The 19,687-nt window shown below is 57.6% G+C and carries 19 protein-coding genes and 1 tRNA gene; 13 read left to right on the forward strand and 7 right to left on the reverse strand.

The window, feature by feature from the left end; genetic code table 11:
* The first annotated feature begins 1 nt into the window (after position 1).
* Genes EMQ_RS14890 through EMQ_RS14900 form a run of 3 tightly spaced genes read left to right on the forward strand, consistent with a single transcriptional unit; the run spans position 2 to position 1,514 of the window.
* Positions 2-322: a hypothetical protein gene (locus EMQ_RS14890; RefSeq protein WP_010669100.1), complete on the forward strand. Its 321-nt coding sequence runs from the start codon at positions 2-4 to the stop codon at positions 320-322.
* Entirely contained in the window at positions 322-1,044 is a 723-nt protein-coding gene (locus EMQ_RS14895) for a hypothetical protein (RefSeq protein ID WP_010669099.1), read from the forward strand. The genes EMQ_RS14890 and EMQ_RS14895 overlap by 1 nt, the downstream gene beginning before the upstream one ends.
* The gene (locus tag EMQ_RS14900) at positions 1,041-1,514 is read left to right on the forward strand and encodes a RuvC family protein (RefSeq protein WP_010669098.1); all 474 of its coding nucleotides are present in this window, start codon (positions 1,041-1,043) and stop codon (positions 1,512-1,514) included. Before EMQ_RS14895 ends, EMQ_RS14900 begins: the two co-directional genes overlap by 4 nt.
* 118 nt (positions 1,515-1,632) lie before the next feature.
* On the opposite strand, the gene EMQ_RS14905 is transcribed toward EMQ_RS14900, so the two are convergent.
* Positions 1,633-1,708, reverse strand: a tRNA-Asn gene (locus tag EMQ_RS14905).
* Between the two features lie 176 nt (positions 1,709-1,884).
* Here EMQ_RS14905 and EMQ_RS14910 point away from each other — a divergent pair.
* Complete coding sequence (locus EMQ_RS14910; RefSeq protein WP_018307760.1) at positions 1,885-2,898, forward strand: ABC transporter substrate-binding protein; 1,014 nt, start codon at positions 1,885-1,887, stop codon at positions 2,896-2,898.
* A 14-nt stretch (positions 2,899-2,912) separates the two neighbouring features.
* On the opposite strand, the gene EMQ_RS14915 is transcribed toward EMQ_RS14910, so the two are convergent.
* The gene (locus EMQ_RS14915; RefSeq protein ID WP_010665829.1) at positions 2,913-4,151 is read right to left on the reverse strand and encodes a DUF2075 domain-containing protein; all 1,239 of its coding nucleotides are present in this window, start codon (positions 4,149-4,151) and stop codon (positions 2,913-2,915) included.
* Positions 4,151-4,939 carry a YdcF family protein gene (locus EMQ_RS14920; protein ID WP_010665828.1) on the reverse strand — a complete coding sequence of 263 codons (789 nt, stop codon included), beginning with the start codon at positions 4,937-4,939 and terminating at the stop codon, positions 4,151-4,153. The genes EMQ_RS14915 and EMQ_RS14920 overlap by 1 nt, the downstream gene beginning before the upstream one ends.
* A gap of 100 nt (positions 4,940-5,039) precedes the next feature.
* Here EMQ_RS14920 and EMQ_RS14925 point away from each other — a divergent pair, with 100 nt between their 5' ends.
* From EMQ_RS14925 to EMQ_RS14965, 9 genes are all read left to right on the forward strand, one after another.
* Positions 5,040-5,645: a nicotinamidase gene (locus EMQ_RS14925; RefSeq protein WP_010665827.1), complete on the forward strand. Its 606-nt coding sequence runs from the start codon at positions 5,040-5,042 to the stop codon at positions 5,643-5,645.
* Positions 5,646-5,743: 98 nt separating this feature from the next.
* Positions 5,744-6,886: a BMP family ABC transporter substrate-binding protein gene (locus tag EMQ_RS14930; protein WP_010665826.1), complete on the forward strand. Its 1,143-nt coding sequence runs from the start codon at positions 5,744-5,746 to the stop codon at positions 6,884-6,886.
* Positions 6,879-8,456, forward strand: coding sequence for an ABC transporter ATP-binding protein (locus EMQ_RS14935; protein ID WP_018307759.1), 1,578 nt, complete (start codon positions 6,879-6,881; stop codon positions 8,454-8,456). The genes EMQ_RS14930 and EMQ_RS14935 overlap by 8 nt, the downstream gene beginning before the upstream one ends.
* Positions 8,453-9,520, forward strand: coding sequence for an ABC transporter permease (locus tag EMQ_RS14940; protein ID WP_010667328.1), 1,068 nt, complete (start codon positions 8,453-8,455; stop codon positions 9,518-9,520). Before EMQ_RS14935 ends, EMQ_RS14940 begins: the two co-directional genes overlap by 4 nt.
* Positions 9,517-10,455, forward strand: coding sequence for an ABC transporter permease (locus EMQ_RS14945; protein WP_010667327.1), 939 nt, complete (start codon positions 9,517-9,519; stop codon positions 10,453-10,455). The genes EMQ_RS14940 and EMQ_RS14945 overlap by 4 nt, the downstream gene beginning before the upstream one ends.
* A gap of 211 nt (positions 10,456-10,666) precedes the next feature.
* Positions 10,667-11,668, forward strand: a complete 1,002-nt coding sequence (locus tag EMQ_RS14950; RefSeq protein WP_010667326.1) for a Gfo/Idh/MocA family protein — start codon at positions 10,667-10,669, stop codon at positions 11,666-11,668.
* A 324-nt stretch (positions 11,669-11,992) separates the two neighbouring features.
* Positions 11,993-13,897: a ribonucleoside-diphosphate reductase subunit alpha gene (locus EMQ_RS14955; RefSeq protein ID WP_010668336.1), complete on the forward strand. Its 1,905-nt coding sequence runs from the start codon at positions 11,993-11,995 to the stop codon at positions 13,895-13,897.
* A gap of 217 nt (positions 13,898-14,114) precedes the next feature.
* Positions 14,115-15,116 (forward strand): ribonucleotide-diphosphate reductase subunit beta, encoded by a 1,002-nt coding sequence (locus EMQ_RS14960; RefSeq protein WP_018307758.1) that lies wholly within the window; start codon positions 14,115-14,117, stop codon positions 15,114-15,116.
* A 190-nt stretch (positions 15,117-15,306) separates the two neighbouring features.
* Positions 15,307-15,639 (forward strand): hypothetical protein, encoded by a 333-nt coding sequence (locus EMQ_RS14965; RefSeq protein WP_231367905.1) that lies wholly within the window; start codon positions 15,307-15,309, stop codon positions 15,637-15,639.
* A gap of 85 nt (positions 15,640-15,724) precedes the next feature.
* Here EMQ_RS14965 and EMQ_RS14970 read toward each other — a convergent pair whose 3' ends face one another.
* The 4 genes from EMQ_RS14970 to EMQ_RS14985 form a co-directional block, all read right to left on the reverse strand.
* Positions 15,725-17,098 carry a lipopolysaccharide biosynthesis protein gene (locus EMQ_RS14970; RefSeq protein ID WP_231367904.1) on the reverse strand — a complete coding sequence of 458 codons (1,374 nt, stop codon included), beginning with the start codon at positions 17,096-17,098 and terminating at the stop codon, positions 15,725-15,727.
* A gap of 145 nt (positions 17,099-17,243) precedes the next feature.
* The gene (locus EMQ_RS14975) at positions 17,244-17,996 is read right to left on the reverse strand and encodes a nucleoside/nucleotide kinase family protein (protein WP_010667475.1); all 753 of its coding nucleotides are present in this window, start codon (positions 17,994-17,996) and stop codon (positions 17,244-17,246) included.
* Positions 17,993-18,709: a nucleoside/nucleotide kinase family protein gene (locus EMQ_RS14980; protein WP_010667474.1), complete on the reverse strand. Its 717-nt coding sequence runs from the start codon at positions 18,707-18,709 to the stop codon at positions 17,993-17,995. Before EMQ_RS14980 ends, EMQ_RS14975 begins: the two co-directional genes overlap by 4 nt.
* Positions 18,710-18,801: 92 nt before the next feature.
* The gene (locus tag EMQ_RS14985) at positions 18,802-19,575 is read right to left on the reverse strand and encodes a hypothetical protein (protein ID WP_010667473.1); all 774 of its coding nucleotides are present in this window, start codon (positions 19,573-19,575) and stop codon (positions 18,802-18,804) included.
* Positions 19,576-19,687: the final 112 nt, after the last annotated feature.

Genomic DNA, 19,687 nt, shown 5'->3' on the forward strand with positions numbered 1-19,687 from the left:
AATGACAGATATTTCCGACCAGATCGCGTCTGTTTCCGATGATCCCCCATTTCTGACCACGGCGGGCAATCTCATCAAACGCACAACATGGGCGCTGGTCAGGGATAGGGTGACAGTGAAGATGGTCAGGGCCAACGCCAGTAGCAGACCTCCTTTTCTGAGCATCACTGGCCTTGACGCGGTTCTTGTGGAGCCGGGCGAAAAGGTGCCTGAGACCGGATATGCAGTCGTCAATGTGACCGGGCATGAAGCGTTCACCCGTCCGGGTGTGCCGTGCGACCAGTGGGGCAACATGCACCCCAGCCATGGCACACATTTCTGATGGGTGTGATCTCGCCAGCTCACACAGTCGTCGAAGATCGACGCATCATCACCGAGGGTCATCTGGATGGGTATTCCATCGGACTCGATCTCGGAAAGTCACAGGATTTTACAGCAATTTGCGTGGCGGAAGTCTTTCTCTGTGAGCGTCAGCGCTGGCAGAAGCTGCAATTCGAACCGATGGCCCAGATCGTGCAGCGTCGGGTGACGTGGCGCTATCGCATCCGCAATGTGCATCGCTATCCACGCGGCACGTCCTATCCTGATATCGCCAGATCCGTACGCAGTGTCATGGGCCAGCTTCCGGCGGCTCCTGTTCCTCCCGCGCTTTTCGTGGATCGTACGGGTGTTGGCGCTCCGGTGGTCGATACCATGCGCGAAATGGGGCTGGCGCTTGTCGGTGTGTCGATCACTGGTGGCGCGAAGGTGAACAAACCCAACTGCTGGGAGGCGAATGTGCCGAAGTCGGTGCTGGCGTCCGCGCTGGACATTGCCTTTGCCGAGGACCGGCTCGAACTCACATCTCAGGCCACCGCGTCCGAAGCTCTGAAATCAGAGTTGCAGGGGTTCAGGGTGAAGAAGACCACGCACGGGAATGAGACGATGGAAGCGTGGCGTGAAGGTATTCACGATGATCTGGTGCTGGCCACGGCGCTGGCGGTCTGGGGCGGCGAGCAGCGCATTCGTCCCCGTCCGCCCGTTCAGTGGGATTTGGGCCGATGACCATTGCCACGATCGACCCCGGCAACAGCGGCGCAATCGCCATTCTGTCCGATGCGGGCGACCTGATTGAAATCTTCGACATGCCGACCGTGGCCGTCACAGTGGCGAAGAAGCAGCGCAACATCGTGTCTGCTCCGCTACTGGCGACAATGCTGAGGGCGCATGACCCGGCTGAGATATGGCTCGAGAAGGTATCGACCAGACCGGGCGAGGGTGCCGTCGGAGCGTTCGCGTTCGGTCGTGGTGTGGGTGTCATCGAGGGCGTGGCCGCTGCCCTTGGCAAGCCGCTTTCGACCGTGACGCCAGCCGTCTGGAAAAAGGCCACCGGATGTCCTGCCGACAAGGGCGGAGCGAGAGCCAGGGCAATGCAGCTTTTCCCGACAGCAGCCGACCAGTTCAAGCGCGTGAAAGACGATGGGCGAGCGGAGGCGGCGCTGATCGGAGCTTACGCATGTCGGGCTCGGAAATAGTCTCACAACGCCTCATAACAGCGCTGTGAATGTCAGTCCGCAAGAGGGACAACATGCAGGGCGACCATTCAAGATAATGGCGTAACTGTTTGATTTTATATGGAAAAATAAGAACAAGTGGTTCCCGAAGTAGGACTCGAACCTACGACCCAGCGATTAACAGTCGCTTGCTCTACCAACTGAGCTATTCGGGACCAGTTGTTGGCGATCGTATAGCCAACCCTGAAACCGTCGTAAACCCCTCTTGTGAGGATTTTTTTCATGCGGCTTTGACATTGTCACAGCCTCCGGGCAGCTAGGTTCCGGCAGTGAACGAGCCGCAGGGAAGAAGGCCTGGTAGATGGATAGAAAACCCGGGAAGAAGAGCGGTATGAGCAGCCGGCGGAATATACTGGTGGCGGCCGGTGCGGTTGTCGGAACCGGCGTGCTGGGTGGACTGGGATGGCGCTTTACTCATCCCAGGAAGGTTCTTCAGGAACCTGACGGACAGTCCAGAAGCCTTGTTCTGGCCTGGCCATCGCCGGAAGATGATCCCGTGTTTATCGTGGCGCAGGAACGTGGCTTTTTCAGCCATTACAATCTTGAAATTACAGCGCGCCCCTGCATCACGGGTCATCAGGCGATTGATGCTCTCTCCCGTGGAGAAGTAGTCGGCGCGGCCGCCGCAGCTCTCTCATGGCTTCCCCGGTTGCATGCTGGTGTGCCGGCAAAACTGGTCGTGGGTCTCAGTGCGGGCACATTCAGACTGCTGGTCCGAAAAAATATTGGAATCACAAAAATCGACAGTGTGGTCGGCAAAAAGATTGCTGTTTTAAATGAGGACGCAGCGGATCAGCGCTTCTTCTCTGTCCTGCTGAGGCGAAAGGGCATCAATCCTTCCGAGGTGCTCTGGCAACCGGTTTCGGAGGACAGAATCGATCAGGCTCTCGATGGCCGGGAAGTAGACGGTGTTGTGCTGCACGATCCTGATGGCTGGCAGCTTTTGTCAGAGAATCAGTCTTTTCTGGTCGAACTCGCCGGATCGACAACAGGGAACTACGCCCAGCGGGTAAATAAGGTTTTTGGGCTTTCCAACCATTTTCTTTCAGAAGACCCCAAGGGTGCGCTGGCTGTTGTTCTGGCCTTGCGGGATGCCTGTCGCTGGATTGAAAAACATCGTGATGAAACAGCTGTGCTTCTCTCAGCGCACATGCCTGACATGAACGATGATGACGCCAAACATATGCTGGCGCATGAACCCGCTCCGGTTCATCTGCTGGGACACTGGCTGCGAGACCAGATGGCGCAATATGCCGATGAACTGAAACTGATTGATCTGTTGCCGAATGAACTCGATTCAGGCGCTTTTTCCCGCTCCATTTGTCAGAACGTCCTGCACGTCTGAAAAGGAACCCGCCCTCAGGTCCGATTGCCCCAGAGAGTATGCAGTCGGGCTCTCAGAGCCTCATCGTGCGCGTAGATAAGCAGGCCTTTGCGGGCGCGCGTGAAAATGACGAACAGGGCGTTGGCCATGACATGGCGTTTAGCTGTGTCTGTGTCACCAAAACTCCCGCGTCCGATGAAGGCCGCGCTGTCTTCGTAAAACGTGGGATCAAGAATGATTCGATCCGTCGTTTTGTCGTAGGAAACAGACGGACCAAGGATAACGCCTGCATAATTCAGATCGAACCCCTGCACGGTGTAAACTGAGCCGACTTCATCAATCGAGTCCGGCCGCTCCGCCCATGGCAGCGGGTGAGATGGCTGGTTTCTGTCCCACCGGAGATGGAAAGAGCCTGTCTGCACGAAGTGATCATTCCCATTCAGCGTATAGGGAAAGTCATAAGTGGCGAGAATGCGCGACAGGCCGCAGCGATGATCGTATTCACGGATGTCTTGATACATCCTTTCTGCATCATCGTAGATGCGGAAATCGAAAGCCTGCTTTTCAGGCAGGGGCAACAGTTTTCCGTCACAGAAAGCCCTGATCCAACGCATGACATCCGGGTGGGCCTGCACACGGAACTGGTCTGTCAGATGGATCGTCTCGGTGGGGATGCCCTGCAAAAGCGTCCGAAGATGAGCATCATCCCAGTATCCCTTGAATTTCAGGGTCTGACGAGGATCGAACACCATGACAACCACGCGCGCCAGCTTGAGAATTTCTTCAAGCTGGTTCGATTGGCGAAAGTGGTTGTAGGGATCGCTGCGGGTCAGCAGAAGATGGGCTTCATCAATGAAAACAATGTCGGCCTGTCCCGCGGTCTTGTGCAGGGTGTTGATGAAGCTGGTCGGGCGTTCATAATCCTTCTTGCGAAGAGTAGGGATATCAGCTGCTATATTTCGATACAGCTTGATCATTTCAGGATGATTGACGAGAAGGGTGTTGCTGGTTCCATGCAGCGGAAGTGTGCTGTTACGGCTTCTCGCCTCTTCCTGAATCCGTGAAAAGGCTGTGTTCAGGACAAGGCTTTTTCCTGTTCCTGCGTCACCTTCCAGAATCAGAACAGCCTGTCTGTCATGAATATGCTTCCGGCAGAATCCGATAATGTCATCGACAAGATGCTTCTGCGTTTCTGTCAGACTGAACGTCGGAGAAAGACGCGCGACCGACGCCGTGCTGTCATCGGATACGGTTGTTTTGGAAGCTGGTGTCATCAGTCCGTCTTTTCAGGCTTTGGGAAAAACGCATCTGTCCAGCCGCGCAGTCGGTAAGCCGCCATGCCAATCCATTCATGTGCAGCCCAGTCCAGGATCGCGAAACAGTTTCCCAATGAGAGGGAGTAATTATGGATATGGTCGCGGGACACATACCCGACCGGCCAGGGGAGCACCCGCCATCCGGCTTTGCGAAAGACGCCGACGGAACGGGGCATGTGGCTGGCGGAGGTGACCAGAATCCATGTCTCATCAGGTTTCGGATGCACCAGTGCGAAACTGTCAGTGGCGTTTTCCCGTGTTGTGCGTGAACGATTTTCATAGATCACGCGATCATCAGACAGACCGAGACTTTCAAAGATGAGACGCACCCATTTCGCTTCGTTGGTGATGCCCTGCTCAATGTCCCCGGAACCACCTGTGAAGACGAGTTTGGCGTCTGGATAACGCCGGGCGAGCGCCACGAACGTGGTCAGGCGGTCACCGGCCGCGCCTGTAACGGGGGTCTGACGATCCTGACTGGTCAGGCAGTCTATCGAGCCACCCAGAACAATGATCCCGTCGACATGCTCAGGCGGTGTTCTGACCTGCGGAAAGCGGTCTTCAATCGGCCTGATCGTCCACTGGTCCACCGGAAAGAACAGGCAGATGGCGAAAGCTGCTGCGGCAAACGTGACCAGAGCGCGACCAAACAGAAAACGACGGAGGAGAAGCCCGATGAGGAGGATTTCGACAAGCAGGGCTGTCGGCATCATGATCATGGTCAGAATTTTGCCGATGATGAACATCGCGGGCTCCGGATCTGTGCAGACGATCAGTATTCCGTGAAGCCATAGTCCTCAACGCAGAAGCGGGCAACGAACAGTCACTCAACAGAAGAAGAAAGACATGCAGAACGAAGTACGTTATCATTTCGGAATGATAAAGATTTCTTCTACTGACGCCCTGCTGGTTGTCGATGTTCAGAATGATTTTCTTCCGGGTGGCGCGCTTGCCGTTGAGAACGGCGACGCCGTGATTCCGGTGATCAATCAGCTGATGACGCTCCCATTCGGTGCGATCGTTACGACGCAGGACTGGCATCCCTCTGGGCATTGTTCCTTTGAGGAACGGAGCGGAGAATGGCCTCGCCATTGTGTTGCCGATACACCCGGCGCGGCACTGGCGGAGGAGCTCGATCGCAGGGCGGTCAGTCTGGAGCTCCGCAAGGGGCAGTCGCTGTCTGTGGACAGCTATTCCGCATTTCTGGAAAATGACGGGATAACGCGCACGGGCCTGCAGGACTGGCTGATGAACAGGAAGATCAGACGTGTCTTTGTAACGGGTCTGGCGCTGGATTACTGCGTGACATACACGGCCATCGACGCGCAGGCTGCCGGATTTGAAAGTGTGATTGTTCTTGATGCCTGCCGCAGCATCGCGCCGTTGGATGAGGCTGTAAGCAACATTGAAAAGGCCAGGATTTTATTGATCGAATCATCTGATCTGTCTTGACCGGCGCAACGACCTCAATAAATCTGATAAAACGGTTTCGAAACGAGGTGAGGGGACTTTGTGACGTCACAGGGTGTCCAGAAGAGGAATGGCTCAGAGTGTCGCGCTCCTTCCCGGTTCTTCATAAAAACGCGCTGCTTTTGCCCGGACGCCGCAGATTCCTGAAAGGGGCTGGCGCTCTTGCGGCCGGGACACTGCTTGATCCTTTTGCCGCAAATGCCGCAGCGCCAGTTGCGGCCCTGCCACCCGTCAGGGAGGAGGATGCTCTGGTGGCATTCGGGCATACAGGCCCGATCACGGATGGCGGGTGGAGTACTGCTCACGACAGGGGCGTGCAGGCTGTCCGGAAGGCGTTTCCAAAACTGCGCACGGTCTATGTGGAGAGCGTGCCCTATTCCGCTGACGCCACCCGTATTTTTCGTCAGTTTGTGGCGGAAGGTGCGAATATGGTGTTCGGTACCTCGAATTATGGCGATTTCATCAAGGATGTGGCCGACCGCGCGCCTAATGTGGCGTTTCTGGAATGTGACGGCACGTCCGTTACTGGTAATCTCGGCTGGTATTACATCACGCACTGGTATCCGAGCTACATCATCGGCATCGCAGCCGGTCTCCTGACAAAAACAAATAAGCTTGGCTATGTCGGGACGTTTCCGATCCCGTCGGTTTTCGCCAGCGCAAACGCCACGCTTCTTGGCGCACAGTCGGTCAATCCGGCCTGTACGATGCAGGCGGTGTCCACCAACTCATGGTTCGATCCACAGGCCGCCACACAGGCCGCCAGTGCTCTCGCAGACAGTGGGTGTGACTTTCTGTGCGGGATCACGGATGAGCCGGCCTATCTGCGTGTCGCGGAAAGCCGTGGGCTGAAAGCGGCCATGTGGAATCTCGATATGCGTCGTTTCGGTCCCAATGCCTATGTCAGTGGCGTGGTGCTGGATTTCTCCTCTTTCTATGTTGAGCAGATCCGGGCTCGGCTGAACGGCACATGGAAAGCCGCCGGGAATTTTCTCACTCTGGCGCATGGCGTTGACCGTGATGCATGGGGGCAGACGGTTCCCGAAAACATCAGAACACAGGCGGATGCGATGCGTGATCGGATACTCGCCGGATACTCGCCTTTTCAGGGGCCGATCCGCGATAATAACGGCACCATCCGCATTCCGGCGGGCACGACCATGGACGACATGGCGATCTACCAGTGGGACTGGGGCGTGCAGGGGATGACGGGCCTTGGCTGATCCTGTGCAAAATCGGAGCGGCACACCACCGGTTCTGCAACTGCTCGGTGTGTCCAAATACTTTCCGGGCGTGATCGCCAACGAGGATGTCAATCTGGACGTGCGTCCGGGAGAAATCCTTGGGCTTCTGGGTGAAAACGGCGCAGGGAAGTCCACCCTGATGAATGTCGTGACGGGCATCTATCAGGCCGATGCGGGCGAGATCATTCTTGACGGTTATGGCGCGGAATTTGCGACACCGCAGGACGCCATCAGGGCTGGGATCGGCATGGTGCATCAGCACTTCAAGCTGGTCCCGGCCTTCACTGTGGCGGAAAACATCCATCTAGGCTGGAGCGAGACACCCAAACGCACCTCCCGCGCCGTGTTGGAAGCGCGGACACGCGAACTGTCGGAACGCTTCGGCTTTCCGGTTGACCCTGCCGCTCGGGTGGAAACCCTGTCCGCCGGAGAGCAGCAGCGTGTGGAAATCCTGCGCGTTCTGTCCCGTGAGGCACGGCTGCTCATTCTCGATGAACCGACCGCCGTTCTGACGCCACAAGAAACGCGGGAACTGTTCACGGCGCTGCGGGCCTTCCGGGCAAAAGGTAACGCGGTGATCATCATCAGTCACAAACTCGATGAGGTGATGGAGATCACGGACCGGGTGACGGTCCTGCGGGCCGGACGGAATGTGGGAACGTGGGAGACGGCTGACTGCTCACCGGGCATGTTGGCGGCGACCATGGTGGGACATGACATCCAGCGGCAGGATCTGCATACGCGGTCACCAGAGGCCGCTCCGATCAGTGCGACGCCGGTTGTCAGTCTGCGCGATGTGACGGTCCGCAATGAGCAGAATGTCGCCACGCTTTCCGATGTGACGGTTGATATTTTCGGTGGCGAGATTTTCGGGGTGGCGGGTGTTGCCGGAAATGGCCAGCGCGAGCTGACGGAGATTCTGACAGGGCTGATTACACCGTCGACGGGAGTGGTTCTGCTGGACGGACAAGCCGCGCCGTCCGGGGCAGCGGCTTTCGCAAAAGCTGGTGTGGGACATATTCCGCAGGATCGTCTGAACAGTGCATTGGCGCCATCTCTCGGAATCACGGACAATATGGCGGTGCGGGAATATGACCGGCCACCGGTTGGAAGCGGTGTTCTCTATCGAGCCGCGGCCGCTCGCACGCTTGCCGAGACGATCGCCGAAGTGGCGGATGTGCGTATTCCGGATTTCGCCATGCCAGTGCGCAATCTTTCCGGAGGCAATCAGCAGCGCCTTGTTGCGCGCCGGGAAATACGGATCGCCCGTCGACTGCTGGTGGCGGCCTATCCCAGCCGTGGTCTCGATATTGGCGCGATTGCTTCCATGCATCGTTATTTCGCTGATTTGCGGGATGAAGGTGTGGCGGTGGTGATTGTCTCGGAAGATCTCGGGGAACTGCTCAGCCTGTCCGACAGGGTCGGCGTTCTCTGTGGAGGGCGTTTGATGGCGGTTGTGGACTCCGCGACCGCCGACATCGAACAGATCGGTCTGCTGATGGGGGGGCGAACCAGTCCCGATTTGGCTCCTGTGGAGGCGTTATCATGAGCCGGTTTCAGCGTTTCCCGACCGCCTCGGCCCAGAGGATACTTCTCTGCCGATGTGCAGCGCTGCTGATCGCGGTCGTCACGGTCAGCCTGTTGCTGGCGATGTCCGGGCGGAATGTCGGCGAACTGGCGCGTCTGGTGTTGATGTCCACCATTGGCTCACGGTTCGGACTGGAAGACCTCGCACTTTTCATGTCGCCGCTGCTGCTGACCGGCAGTGCGGTGACGGTGACACGGCGCATGGGGTTGTGGAATATCGGCGGAGAAGGGCAGTTCTATCTCGGTGCGGCAGGCGCGGCGGGAGTGGGGCTGTTTATTCACGGCCCGGCGATTCTGATTCTGCCACTGATGGCGCTTGTGGCGATGCTGTGCGGGATGCTCTGGATTCTCCTGCCTGCACTGGCCCGCGCCTTCGCCAATGTGAATGAAATCATCACCACACTGCTTCTTAATTTTGTGGCGAGTCTGCTGGTCTACTGGCTGGCGACCGGTCCGTGGCGTGACCGTGTGACCGGGGCACTGGCCTCAACGGAACGTCTGCCTGTGAGCATCCCGGATCTATGGGGCGTCGTGCATTGGGGGTTCCCCGTGGCGCTTCTGATCGTGGGTGGTCTCGCCCTGATCATGTCCTCCACGCGGTGGGGCTATGAAGTGCGGATCAGCGGGGCCAGCGCGGGCATGGCCCGTTATGCCGGTATGCCGGTCAAAGTGAGGATCATTTCGGCCATGCTTCTGTCCGGCGCACTGGCAGCGCTGGCGGGTATGTTTGAAGTGGCCGGGACGGTCCATCGCCTGCAGGGCGGTATGGCGGACAATTTCGGTTACCTCGGAATCGTGGTGGCCGTGCTGGCGCGTGGGTCATGCCTCGCTGTGATCCCCGCCGCCTTTCTTATGGCGTTGATTCTCGATGTGGGAATCGTGCTCCAGACCCAGCAGATCGCGGCGACAGTGGTGCTGGCCATCACGGGGCTGGTGCTGCTGCTCGTGGCCATTGCCGACGAATGTGCGCACTACCGGGTCGTCGCACCGGCGACTACCGGACGGACGGCAAGGAGCGCCTCATGATCGAGATGCTGACCGCTCTTCTGACGACCGCCGTTTTGTCTGGCGGCGTTCTGGCCATCGCATCCGTGGGCGAAGTCATGGCCGAGCGTGTGGGGGTGACCAACCTCGGTGTGGAAGGGCTGATTTCGGTCGGCGCCGCCACGGCTGTCCTGACGGCGGTTTCAACCGGCAATCCCTGGCTTGCCCTGCTGGCGGCGACGGCTGCCGGAGCGTTGGGGGGGATGGCGTTCGCCTGTGCGGCGGTCCTTGTGCAGGCGAGTCAGGTTCTGTGCGGGCTGGCGGTGACTTTCCTTGGGGTCGGTCTGTCCGCCGTAATCGGTCACTCGGTGGCGGGGATGCCTGCTCCCGTGACATTTGCGCCCGTGTCGATTCCCGTCCTGTCGGCGTTGCCGATCATTGGTCCCGCCTTTTTCGCGCAGAATCTGCTGATCGTTCCTGCCTACATTCTGGTGCCAGCGGCCTGTCACTATGTGCTGTTTCACACACGTCACGGCCTGAACATGCGCGCCGTGGGTGAAAACCCTGCCGCAGCCGACGCAGCGGGGATTCCGGTTCGCGCGATCCGATTCTGGTATGTCACGCTCGGCGCGGCTCTGGCTGGCGCGGCAGGGGCCTATCTCAGTCTGGCGGTCATTCCGAGCTGGTCGGAAGGTATGGTGGCCGGACGCGGCTGGATTGCGCTCGCTCTGGTCATTTTTGCCGGTTTCAGACCGTTCAATGCGGCGGCAGGAGGCCTGCTGTTTGGTCTCATCAGCGCTATCGGGTTTCTGGGGCAGGCAAGGGGATGGCCCATTGCCGCACCGGTCCTGAACATGCTGCCCTATCTGGGAACGCTGGCCTTTATCATGCTGCCCGCCGTGTTCAGACGGAAGCGTCGTCGCGGCGGAGAGGCCCCCGCAGCTCTGGGGCTGCCTTATTTCCGAAGCGTAAGATGAAGCTTTTCCAAAAAGCTTCAGAGAACGTCACCTTTTTGGAAAAAGGCGACACCCAAAAACTTTTATCTGTTGCGGTCCGTTAAGTGGGGGCGATCCTTTTCCAAAGAAGCGCCCCTGCTGAATGGTCATGCCGGTATGAGAGGGTGAGGTGTTCCCCTCAGCGGTTTCCCGTGCTTGCTTGCCACCCAGCAACAGGTTCAGGGGTGAAACCATGGTTCAGGGCGACTCTTCCTCCACGCTACGGGTAGGGCTTGTAGGATGCGGACATTTCGGACGGTTTCACGCCCTGAAATCAGCCGCAGCGCCTAGAGAGACGCTGGTGGGGCTGTTCGATCCGGATCAAACGAAGGCCGAAGCGCTGGCAAAGGAAGCAGGCACGAAGGCGTTCGGCGATCTCGATGAACTGCTGTCTCAGGTCGAGGCCGTGATCATCGCAGTGCCGGCTGAGTTGCATTTCACGCTGGCCGTGCAGGCGCTCCGGGCGGGGAAGCATGTGCTGGTCGAGAAGCCGATGGCGGCGACTCTGGAGGAAGCCGACGAACTGGTCACACTGGCTCGTAATGCCGGAAAGGTGCTTCAGGTCGGACATCTGCTCCGCTACTCGGCGGAATACGAGGCCATCACGGCGCGAATCAAGCGTCCACTTTATATAGAGGCGACCCGCATCGCGCCGTTCAAGCCGCGTGGCACGGATGTGTCGGTGATCCTCGATCTTATGATTCACGATCTCGACCTGATTCTGGCCATTGTCGACAGCCCCATCGCGCAGGTTGATGCGATCGGTGCGGCGGTCAGTTCCGAGCACGAAGACATCGCCAACGCCCGGGTGCGATTCGAGAATGGCTGCGTGGCGACCATCACGGCCAGCAGGATTTCCCTCAAGACCGAGCGCAAGATGCGGCTGTTTTCTGCGGAGGGCTATCTCTCTGCCGACTTCGGAAAGCGTGAACTGGTGTTGATCGGGCGCGAGAAGGGGATGCTGTTGCCGGGGACCGGAGGCTTCCGACGGGAAGCTGCGTCGTGGAAAGAACACGATTCTCTGGAAGCCGAGCATCGGGCCTTCGCAGCCTCCTGTCTGGATGGCGCTCCTGTGAAGGTGGATGCGCAGGCCGGGCGTCGCGCACTGGAAGCGGCTCTAGCGGTAGGAGACGGCATCGCGGAATCGCGGCAGAGAATGGAACTCTCGGGCCTGATCGGTGATCTTTCTTCCTGAGAATGGAGGAAAGAAAAGGGACCACGAAACAGGCCTTTCGGACGCCATAAGGTTTCTGTAAGGAAAGGCTTGCATCGCGCTGATTTTGAGAACAAAAAAAGAACGAGGCGACCTTGAAATGGACGCCCCTATTTTGTTTGGCGGAAAGCCGCCGGGTTTAATTCGTCAACACTTTTTTTGTGCTTTTGCCCTATATCTTGTGCTAGCAGTTGGTCTGCATACAGCATATTGTGTCCCCACAACGCGGGACGAAATGTCCGTGTCCTTGATTTTACCAAAATTGCCTGAGTGCACGGAGCAACCTGAGTGAGCCTGACTACAGACATGTCTGACACCCTCTCCGGTTTCCCCGCCAGCCATTCCGAGGATGAAGGTTCTCTCTTCGAGCCCGATATGCTGGACGATATCGTGCAGCTTCCCGGCCATCATCCCGTCCGCGTGGATCGTTCCCGTGATGCGCTGCTGACCGACTTCGGCCGCGCCACACTGGATAACCGCTATCTCCTGCCGGATGAGAGCTATCAGGATCTCTTTGCGCGCGTCGCGTCCTATTACGGTGCGGATGCCGCTCATGCACAGCGACTCTATGACTATATTTCCCGTCACTGGTTCATGCCGGCAACGCCTGTTCTGTCGAATGGCGGCACCAGTCGCGGACTGCCGATTTCCTGCTTCCTGAATGAAGCCTCTGACAGCCTTGATGGCATTGTCGGCCTCTGGAACGAGAATGTGTGGCTGGCGTCCCGTGGTGGCGGCATTGGTTCCTACTGGGGCAATCTGCGCTCCATCGGCGAGAATGTCGGGCGTAACGGCAAGACGTCGGGCGTCATCCCGTTCATCCGGGTGATGGACAGTCTGACGCTGGCGATCTCACAGGGTTCGCTGCGTCGTGGGTCGGCTGCGGTGTATCTGCCGGTCTGGCATCCGGAGATCGAGGAATTCATCGAGATTCGTCGTCCTACGGGTGGTGATCCGAACCGTAAGGCTCTCAATCTTCATCATGGCGTTCTGGTTACGGATGCGTTCATGCGCGCCGTCGAGGCTGATGAGCAGTGGGCGCTTCTGTCTCCCAAGGATCATACGGTCATCCGTAAGGTGTCGGCGCGGTCGCTGTGGATTCGTATCCTGACCGCACGCATGGAGCAGGGGGAGCCTTACATCGTCTATTCCGACCATGTGAATAATGCTCGTCCGGAGCACCAGAAGCTGGCTGGTCTGGAGGTCAAGACCTCCAACCTGTGTTCCGAAATCACGCTGCCGACGGGCATTGATCATCATGGCAAGGATCGCACTGCGGTATGCTGCCTGTCCTCGCTCAACCTCGAGACGTGGGATGACTGGCACGATAATCCGCAGTTCATCGAAGACGTGATGCTGTTCCTGGACAACGTGCTGCAGGACTTCATCGACCGTGCGCCAAAGGAAATGCACCGCGCCGCCTATGCGGCGATGCGTGAGCGTTCCGTTGGTCTTGGTGTGATGGGCTTCCATTCCTTCCTGCAGGCGCGGAAGGTGCCGTTTGAAAGCGTCATTGCGAAAGTCTGGAATCGCAAGATTTTCAAGCAGATTCGTGAGCAGGCGGATGCGGCGTCCAAGGCGCTGGCCAAGACTCGCGGGCCTTGCCCTGATGCCGCCGAATACGGGTTTGAGGAGCGGTTTTCCAACAAGCTGGCTATCGCGCCGACGGCGTCGATCTCCATTATCGCAGGTAATGCCAGCCCCGGTATCGAACCGATCACGGCGAATGTTTTCCTTCAGAAGACACTATCCGGATCGTTCTCTGTCCGTAACCGGCATCTGAAAAAGCTGCTGATTGAGAAAGGACAGGATACAGACGATGTCTGGTCATCCATCACCCTGAATCAGGGCAGCGTGCAGCACCTCGATTTCCTCACTCAGGATGAGAAAGACGTCTACAAGACCGCTTTCGAACTCGATCAGCGCTGGGTTGTCGAACATGCGGCTGACCGTGCGCCGTTCATCTGTCAGGCGCAGTCCGTAAACCTGTTCCTGCCCGCGAATGTCCATAAGCGCGATCTGCACCAGATTCATTTCCAGGCTTGGAAAAAGGGCGTCAAATCGCTCTATTACTGTCGCTCCCTGTCCATCCAGCGTGCCGATACGGTGAGTAACGTCTCCCAGAAGCACGAGATGGATCTGAAGCCTCAGGCGGAGAGTGGGGCTACTACCGGGCCGAGTAATTACGAGGAATGTCTTTCCTGCCAGTAAGGTTAAGACAGAACGTGGTACGCCGCCGTCTGAACGGGTGTGAGCGAAAACCGCTTACACCCGTTTTTGATGTTCTTTCATTGATGAGAAAATCGTCAGTAAGATAAAGGCTTTTTCTTTTATATTTCTGGAAATTCAGCCGCTGTAGCGTTATCAGTTCTAGCTGAAATGCCGTTGCGCTTCTTTCCGATCATCCTTCCAGACAGCAGGTGCCGTGATGACGACGCAGGAACATGAGAAATTCGATCTTCTGACCGCCAATCCGGTCTACAAGCCGTTCCGTTATCCGTGGGCTTACGATGCCTGGCTCACACAGCAGCGCGTTCACTGGCTGCCGGAAGAAGTGCCGCTGGCTGATGACGTGAAGGACTGGCATCGCGTTCTCAATGACGGCGAGCGTCATCTGGTCACGCAGATTTTCCGCTTCTTCACGCAGTCCGATGTGGAAGTGAATAACTGTTACATGAAGAAATACAGTCAGGTTTTCAAACCGACTGAAGTTCTCATGATGCTGTCGGCGTTCTCCAATATCGAGACGATCCACATCGCCGCCTACAGCCATCTCCTTGATACGATTGGAATGCCCGAAAGCGAGTATTCCATGTTCCTGAAATACAAGGAGATGAAGGACAAATACGATTACATGCAGACCTTCTCGGTCGACAACAAGCATGAAATCGCAAAAACCCTTGCTGCTTTCGGAGCTTTTACCGAAGGGCTTCAGCTTTTCGCTTCCTTTGCCATCCTGTTGAATTTCCCGCGCTTCAACAAGCTCAAGGGTATGGGACAGATTGTCAGCTGGTCGGTCAGGGACGAGACGCTGCACTGTCTGTCTGTGGCACGTCTGTTCCGGACATTCGTTCATGAAAATCCGGAGATCTGGACGGATCGGCTCAAGAGCGAAATCACCGAAATCTGCGAGACCATTGTCGAGCACGAAGACGCCTTCATTGATCTGGCGTTTGAAGCTGGCCCTGTGGAAGGTCTGGATGCCGATCAGGTCAAGGCGTACATTCGCTTTATCGCGGATCGCCGTCTGGGACAGATTGGTCTTGACCCGATTTATGGTGGTCTTGAGCGGAACCCGCTGCCGTGGGTGGACGACATGCTAAATGCGGTCGAACATACGAACTTCTTCGAGAACCGGGCGACGGAATATAGCCGGGCTTCGACGGCTGGAACCTGGGAAGAGGCGTTCGAAACAGACGTTTTCGGCTGATGGCTGTTTTGTGACAGCTTTCAGACCATGAGTCATAAAAGTTTCTGGTTGCTGCCTTTTTCAAAAAGCTTCGCCAAAAACATTTTATGATTTGCAGGGCATTCATACCCGCAAACTTTGAAACAGTGCGGACAGCATTGCGCATATGGATTACGGACGCAGATGTGATGATCTGGCGGAGACCGGATCAATGGTGGGTGATAGAGGAAAGATCAGTCGCAACGGACGCACGCTTGCGCGCCGTCTGTTGGCTGACGCCCATTTCGCCTGTGATTATGGAGAATTTGATGTGGCCCGTGGCCTTTTAGGTCTGGCGGAACGCGTTATGAACCGGCGTAATGAGCAGCAGGGTGCATCGGGACGTCGGTTGCTGGAGCAACTGGTTCTGGGGTTTGAGCGGGTCTGGGAATTGGAGCATCGTGCATTGGAAATGCCGTCTCCGCTGGATCAGGTGCGCTTCGAAAGTCTTCGGGAGATGTTGCTGCAACCCGGATCAGATCAGACCTGTTCTGATATTTCCTGAATGGAAATGGACCGGTTTTTGATCTGAAGTCATAGTGAAAGTTTTTGGGGGGCACCCTTTTTAAAAAGCTTCACCAAAAACTCTCTCAGTTTTCAGCAAGAGTCTCTTCTTCCATCCCGGCGTCTTCGGCTCCAAGCTGAATGGGCGTCGGAGGGACGATTGAACGGCGGTTGAAAAAGCAGTACACTGTCGGGATCAGCGAACAGAGCGACAGCAACAGCGGCCCTACGATAAAGGCAGCACCAGCCCCGTATAATCCGAAATTCTGGGTCATATAGACCAGTGCTGCGATGTAAGCGCCTGTGCCGACGATATGGGAATAAAACAACGCCTTCGGGCGGCCCGCCATATAGAGCAAAGATTCCATCGGGAAGGCGCTGAGGGTGATGACCAGAGCAGGGGCCATCATGATGAGAAGACTGGCTGACTCCCGATATTTCTTGCCGAAAAGCGAGACGACAGGATGGCCAAGCAGCATGATCGCCAGAGCGACAGCCAGCCCGATACATCCGGCCAGAAATCCGGTCTTCAGCGCCAGCTTCCAGGGGCGTGTCGTGTGCGGATCAAGCCGCATGATTTCCGGATAAAACCCTTTTTCCATCAGTGTGGCGGGCTTGGTCGCGGAATTGATCACCGATGTGGCGATCTTGTAGATTCCGACAGCCGCCGGTCCCAACATGCCACCGACAATCACATTACTGATCGGCTCCTTGCCGACGGCCAACGTGGTGTTCAGGTTGGTGGTCCAGATGAAGCTCCAAACTTTCGGTAGTTTGCGCGGAGCGGCAAAAAGGCTCGGGCGCAGGGCATCAAGCATTCTGTGACGGTCAAGCACAACAACAGCCATGCCCCACAGGACAAGATCACCGGCAATGTCCGCGATATACCACGACAGCAGATAGGCGGGCATGCCCAACCCGGAAATCCAAGCCAGAACAGCACCCAGCGAACGTATCAGCGGTGTGACGATCTGCTGAATGCTGAGCAGGTCAAAGCGATCCAGCAGGCGCAACGCTCCGGCGGGAGTGGCGCAGGACATGGTGGGGATCAGCGTGCAATAGGCGATGGCGAGCGGAATATGCTCCTGCTTCACGCCAAATTTCGTGCCGAAAAAGAACAGGGCCAACATGGCGCCGATCATGCCGATCACACCTGTGACGGCGTCAATCGCACAGGCAAACCGGATGGCGAGACGCGCGGGCAGGGTGTCGCCACGGGTCAGGGCCGGTGCGCCATAACGGATGATCATCTGCCAGCTCTGGGATTTCGTCAGGGCAGACGCACCCAGCGCGTAGGCGTGAATCAACATCACCGTGCCAAACAACTCGGCGCTCAGGCCGCGTCCTGTGCAGACCAGCCCCAGAAGTCCGATAATGCCGCCAAGCAGTTTGGTGGAAGCAAGTTGTCCTGCTTTTTTGACGACGGACCGTAATATCCCGTCATTAAACCAGTTTTTCACAGCCAATGATCCGAACGATATCCTGCTTCATTCTGAACCGGGCGCGCTGTAAACCCGGCATTGCCGTGCTTCATGACGGGTGAAGATCGCAGACGGTAACCAGCCAGGCTACGCAAGAAACGCTCTGCGCCGCCTACCGTGTCGTTCAGGAGGTTCCAAGAATAACGGGACAACATAGCCGCATCACTTCTTTCTTAACCTGCTCATAGGGCGAGCGAGCGTCAATCGTCACGATCGGTGCGCCTCCAAAGGTCAGTTTCTGTGTGGTGGCCGCTTTTGCGATGAGCGTCGCCAGATCATGATCCGGTTTCCGGTTGAGGGCCGTTTGCGGGTCGACATCCAGCCTGATCACAAGGTTCGGTTTAATGGTGGTCATCTTCTGGTAGAGCCGCAGTTCACTCCGGGCGAGCGCCGCGACAAGACGGTTGCCGGGACGACCGGCGGACAGGCCGGGACCATCATGGAATGCTGGAATCTCGGTCTGGGGATAACGGTCTGTGATAACAGCGATACCGTGCTTCCGGGTATTCTGCATTTTCAGAAAACGACGATAACGGAGCAGTGAGAATCCGTACACGACGAGAGCGGTCACCAGACCGGGAATCTTCTCGCCTTTGGAGCGGGTCTTCCTGGCCTTGCCGGTCAGCAGTTTCTCCAGAGCCGGTCCGATCAGCGGAATGGTGCCGATCCTGCGGCCCAGATCACCAGAGCCCAGACCGAGATAGAAGGTCCGGGTAGGGCGGATCTGATTAAGCTGGGCTGAGATTTCACTGGAAATGGCAGTTTTGCCTGCGCCGTCACAGCCAATCAGGGCCACGAGCGGAGCGAGCGACGCTTTCTGGGCGCGGACTGGCCGTGGGGCAGTATAAGGCTGCGAACCGTTGTTGGTCTGGCTCATAATGCTGTCTGTCCATCCGAGGCATGCGCCCGATGCCGGATAAGAGCTTCCGTGATGGCGTTTTTGGCCTTTTCCAGCACGACATTCAGCGGTTCTGTCGCATCCAGATCCAGAATGGGCGCACCGTTGAAGCTCAATTTTGGAACATCCGCAATCTTGCGTTCAAGCGAGGTGAGGCGGTGGTCGGGCTTCCGGGATACGGCTGTCTCAAGATCGACATTCAGACGGATCACCAGATCCGGAACGGTGCTTGCCATCCAGTCATAGAGGCCCCGTTCCTGTATCGTCAGGAACTGCACGACAGCACTGTTGCGTGGAGAAAAGGTCAGGCTCGGTCCGTCCATCGGTCCCGGTACGGCGACTTGCGGATAGCGGTCCGTCAGAATGCAGACACCCTGCCGGTGCAGTCTGAGCATACGGCGGAAGCGGATGACGCGGCGCATGGAGAGCGCGAACATGACCAGAGCCGGGAAGAACCTGATCCTGCGATTCTGGCGGGCGCTACTGGTGACCTTGATGATTCTGCGGTCTGCTCTCTTGCCCACGAACGGCAGCCGGGCGATCGCCCGGCCCAGTTCTCCGCTCTGTTTTCCAAGATGGCAGAGAGCGGTCGGCTGCGTCTCACGCATCCATGCCAGCAACGCCGTGCCAACAGTCGATTTCCCGCTGCCGTCCGAACCGACGACAGCGATGATGGGGCCTGAGATAGCCATAAGAGAGCAGTACGTCCTTTGATGCGGCTCAGGATGAACGGCACTGCCTGTCATCAATTATAGACAGGGCCGTAACAGAAAAAGATCAGCCGTCATCTGTCGCTGTATGGGGGCTGTTCTGACGGACGTGACGGCCAGCGTAACACCGGCTCCGTTCTGCCGTCAGTTGGAGGTGTGTCGCCTGTCCGGGTCGGAGGTGGTGACTGCCGTGAGAAGACGGGTTCCTCGGGACGACCCGCATTGTGCCAGGGCATCCGTCCTGCTGATCGGTCGACTGGCGGGACAGCGGGAGCTTCCCGTTCCACACGGGTCGCACGGAGTTCCGGCGGATGTGGTGGACCGGGTTCGTAGGCGTCGGAAGCGCGGAGGGGGGAGAGTGAGCCAGAGGACGGGGCTGTCCGCTCCCGCCGCATGGAAAAAGGTTTTTCCACGGGTGCGGGAGTGTCGTCGGCAAGATTGTCCGGAGGCGTGACAGGGGCTGCTTCCTGAGTGGGACGCACAACATCCGGAGGCAGGAGTGGCGAGGGAGCGATGCCGGTGGTGCGGCCGCGTGGAGCGGACGTTGGCTGGAATTCCGGAGCAGGTGGAGTTGCCACCACAGGCGGAATCCACTCTTCCTGTGGTGCCGAAGCCTCCGGCTTCCTGCGCGCTGCCGTCTGCTCCGGAACGAGCGCGCCGACACGCATGGTCAGGACCCGGAGATCGGCTCTCGCATCCTCAAGCTGCAATGCGATTTCAGACAGCCGTCCTTTCACACCGTAAACGGCGAAAGGCATCAGCAGAAACGCTACGATGACAATGATTCCAAGACCGAGCAGCAGAACCTGCGCCCAGAGTGGCATCCAGTCGGGAATAGCAAGAGACATTGTCAGACAAACGCTCCGGAAGACATTTCTGGCGTCCCTTTACGTCAGAACGCCGGACTTTGCATCATCGCGTAATTTGGTCGGAAACGCCAAGATTAAGATGCGTGTCACC

Source organism: Acetobacter aceti NBRC 14818 (genome assembly GCF_000193495.2).
GTDB lineage: Bacteria > Pseudomonadota > Alphaproteobacteria > Acetobacterales > Acetobacteraceae > Acetobacter > Acetobacter aceti.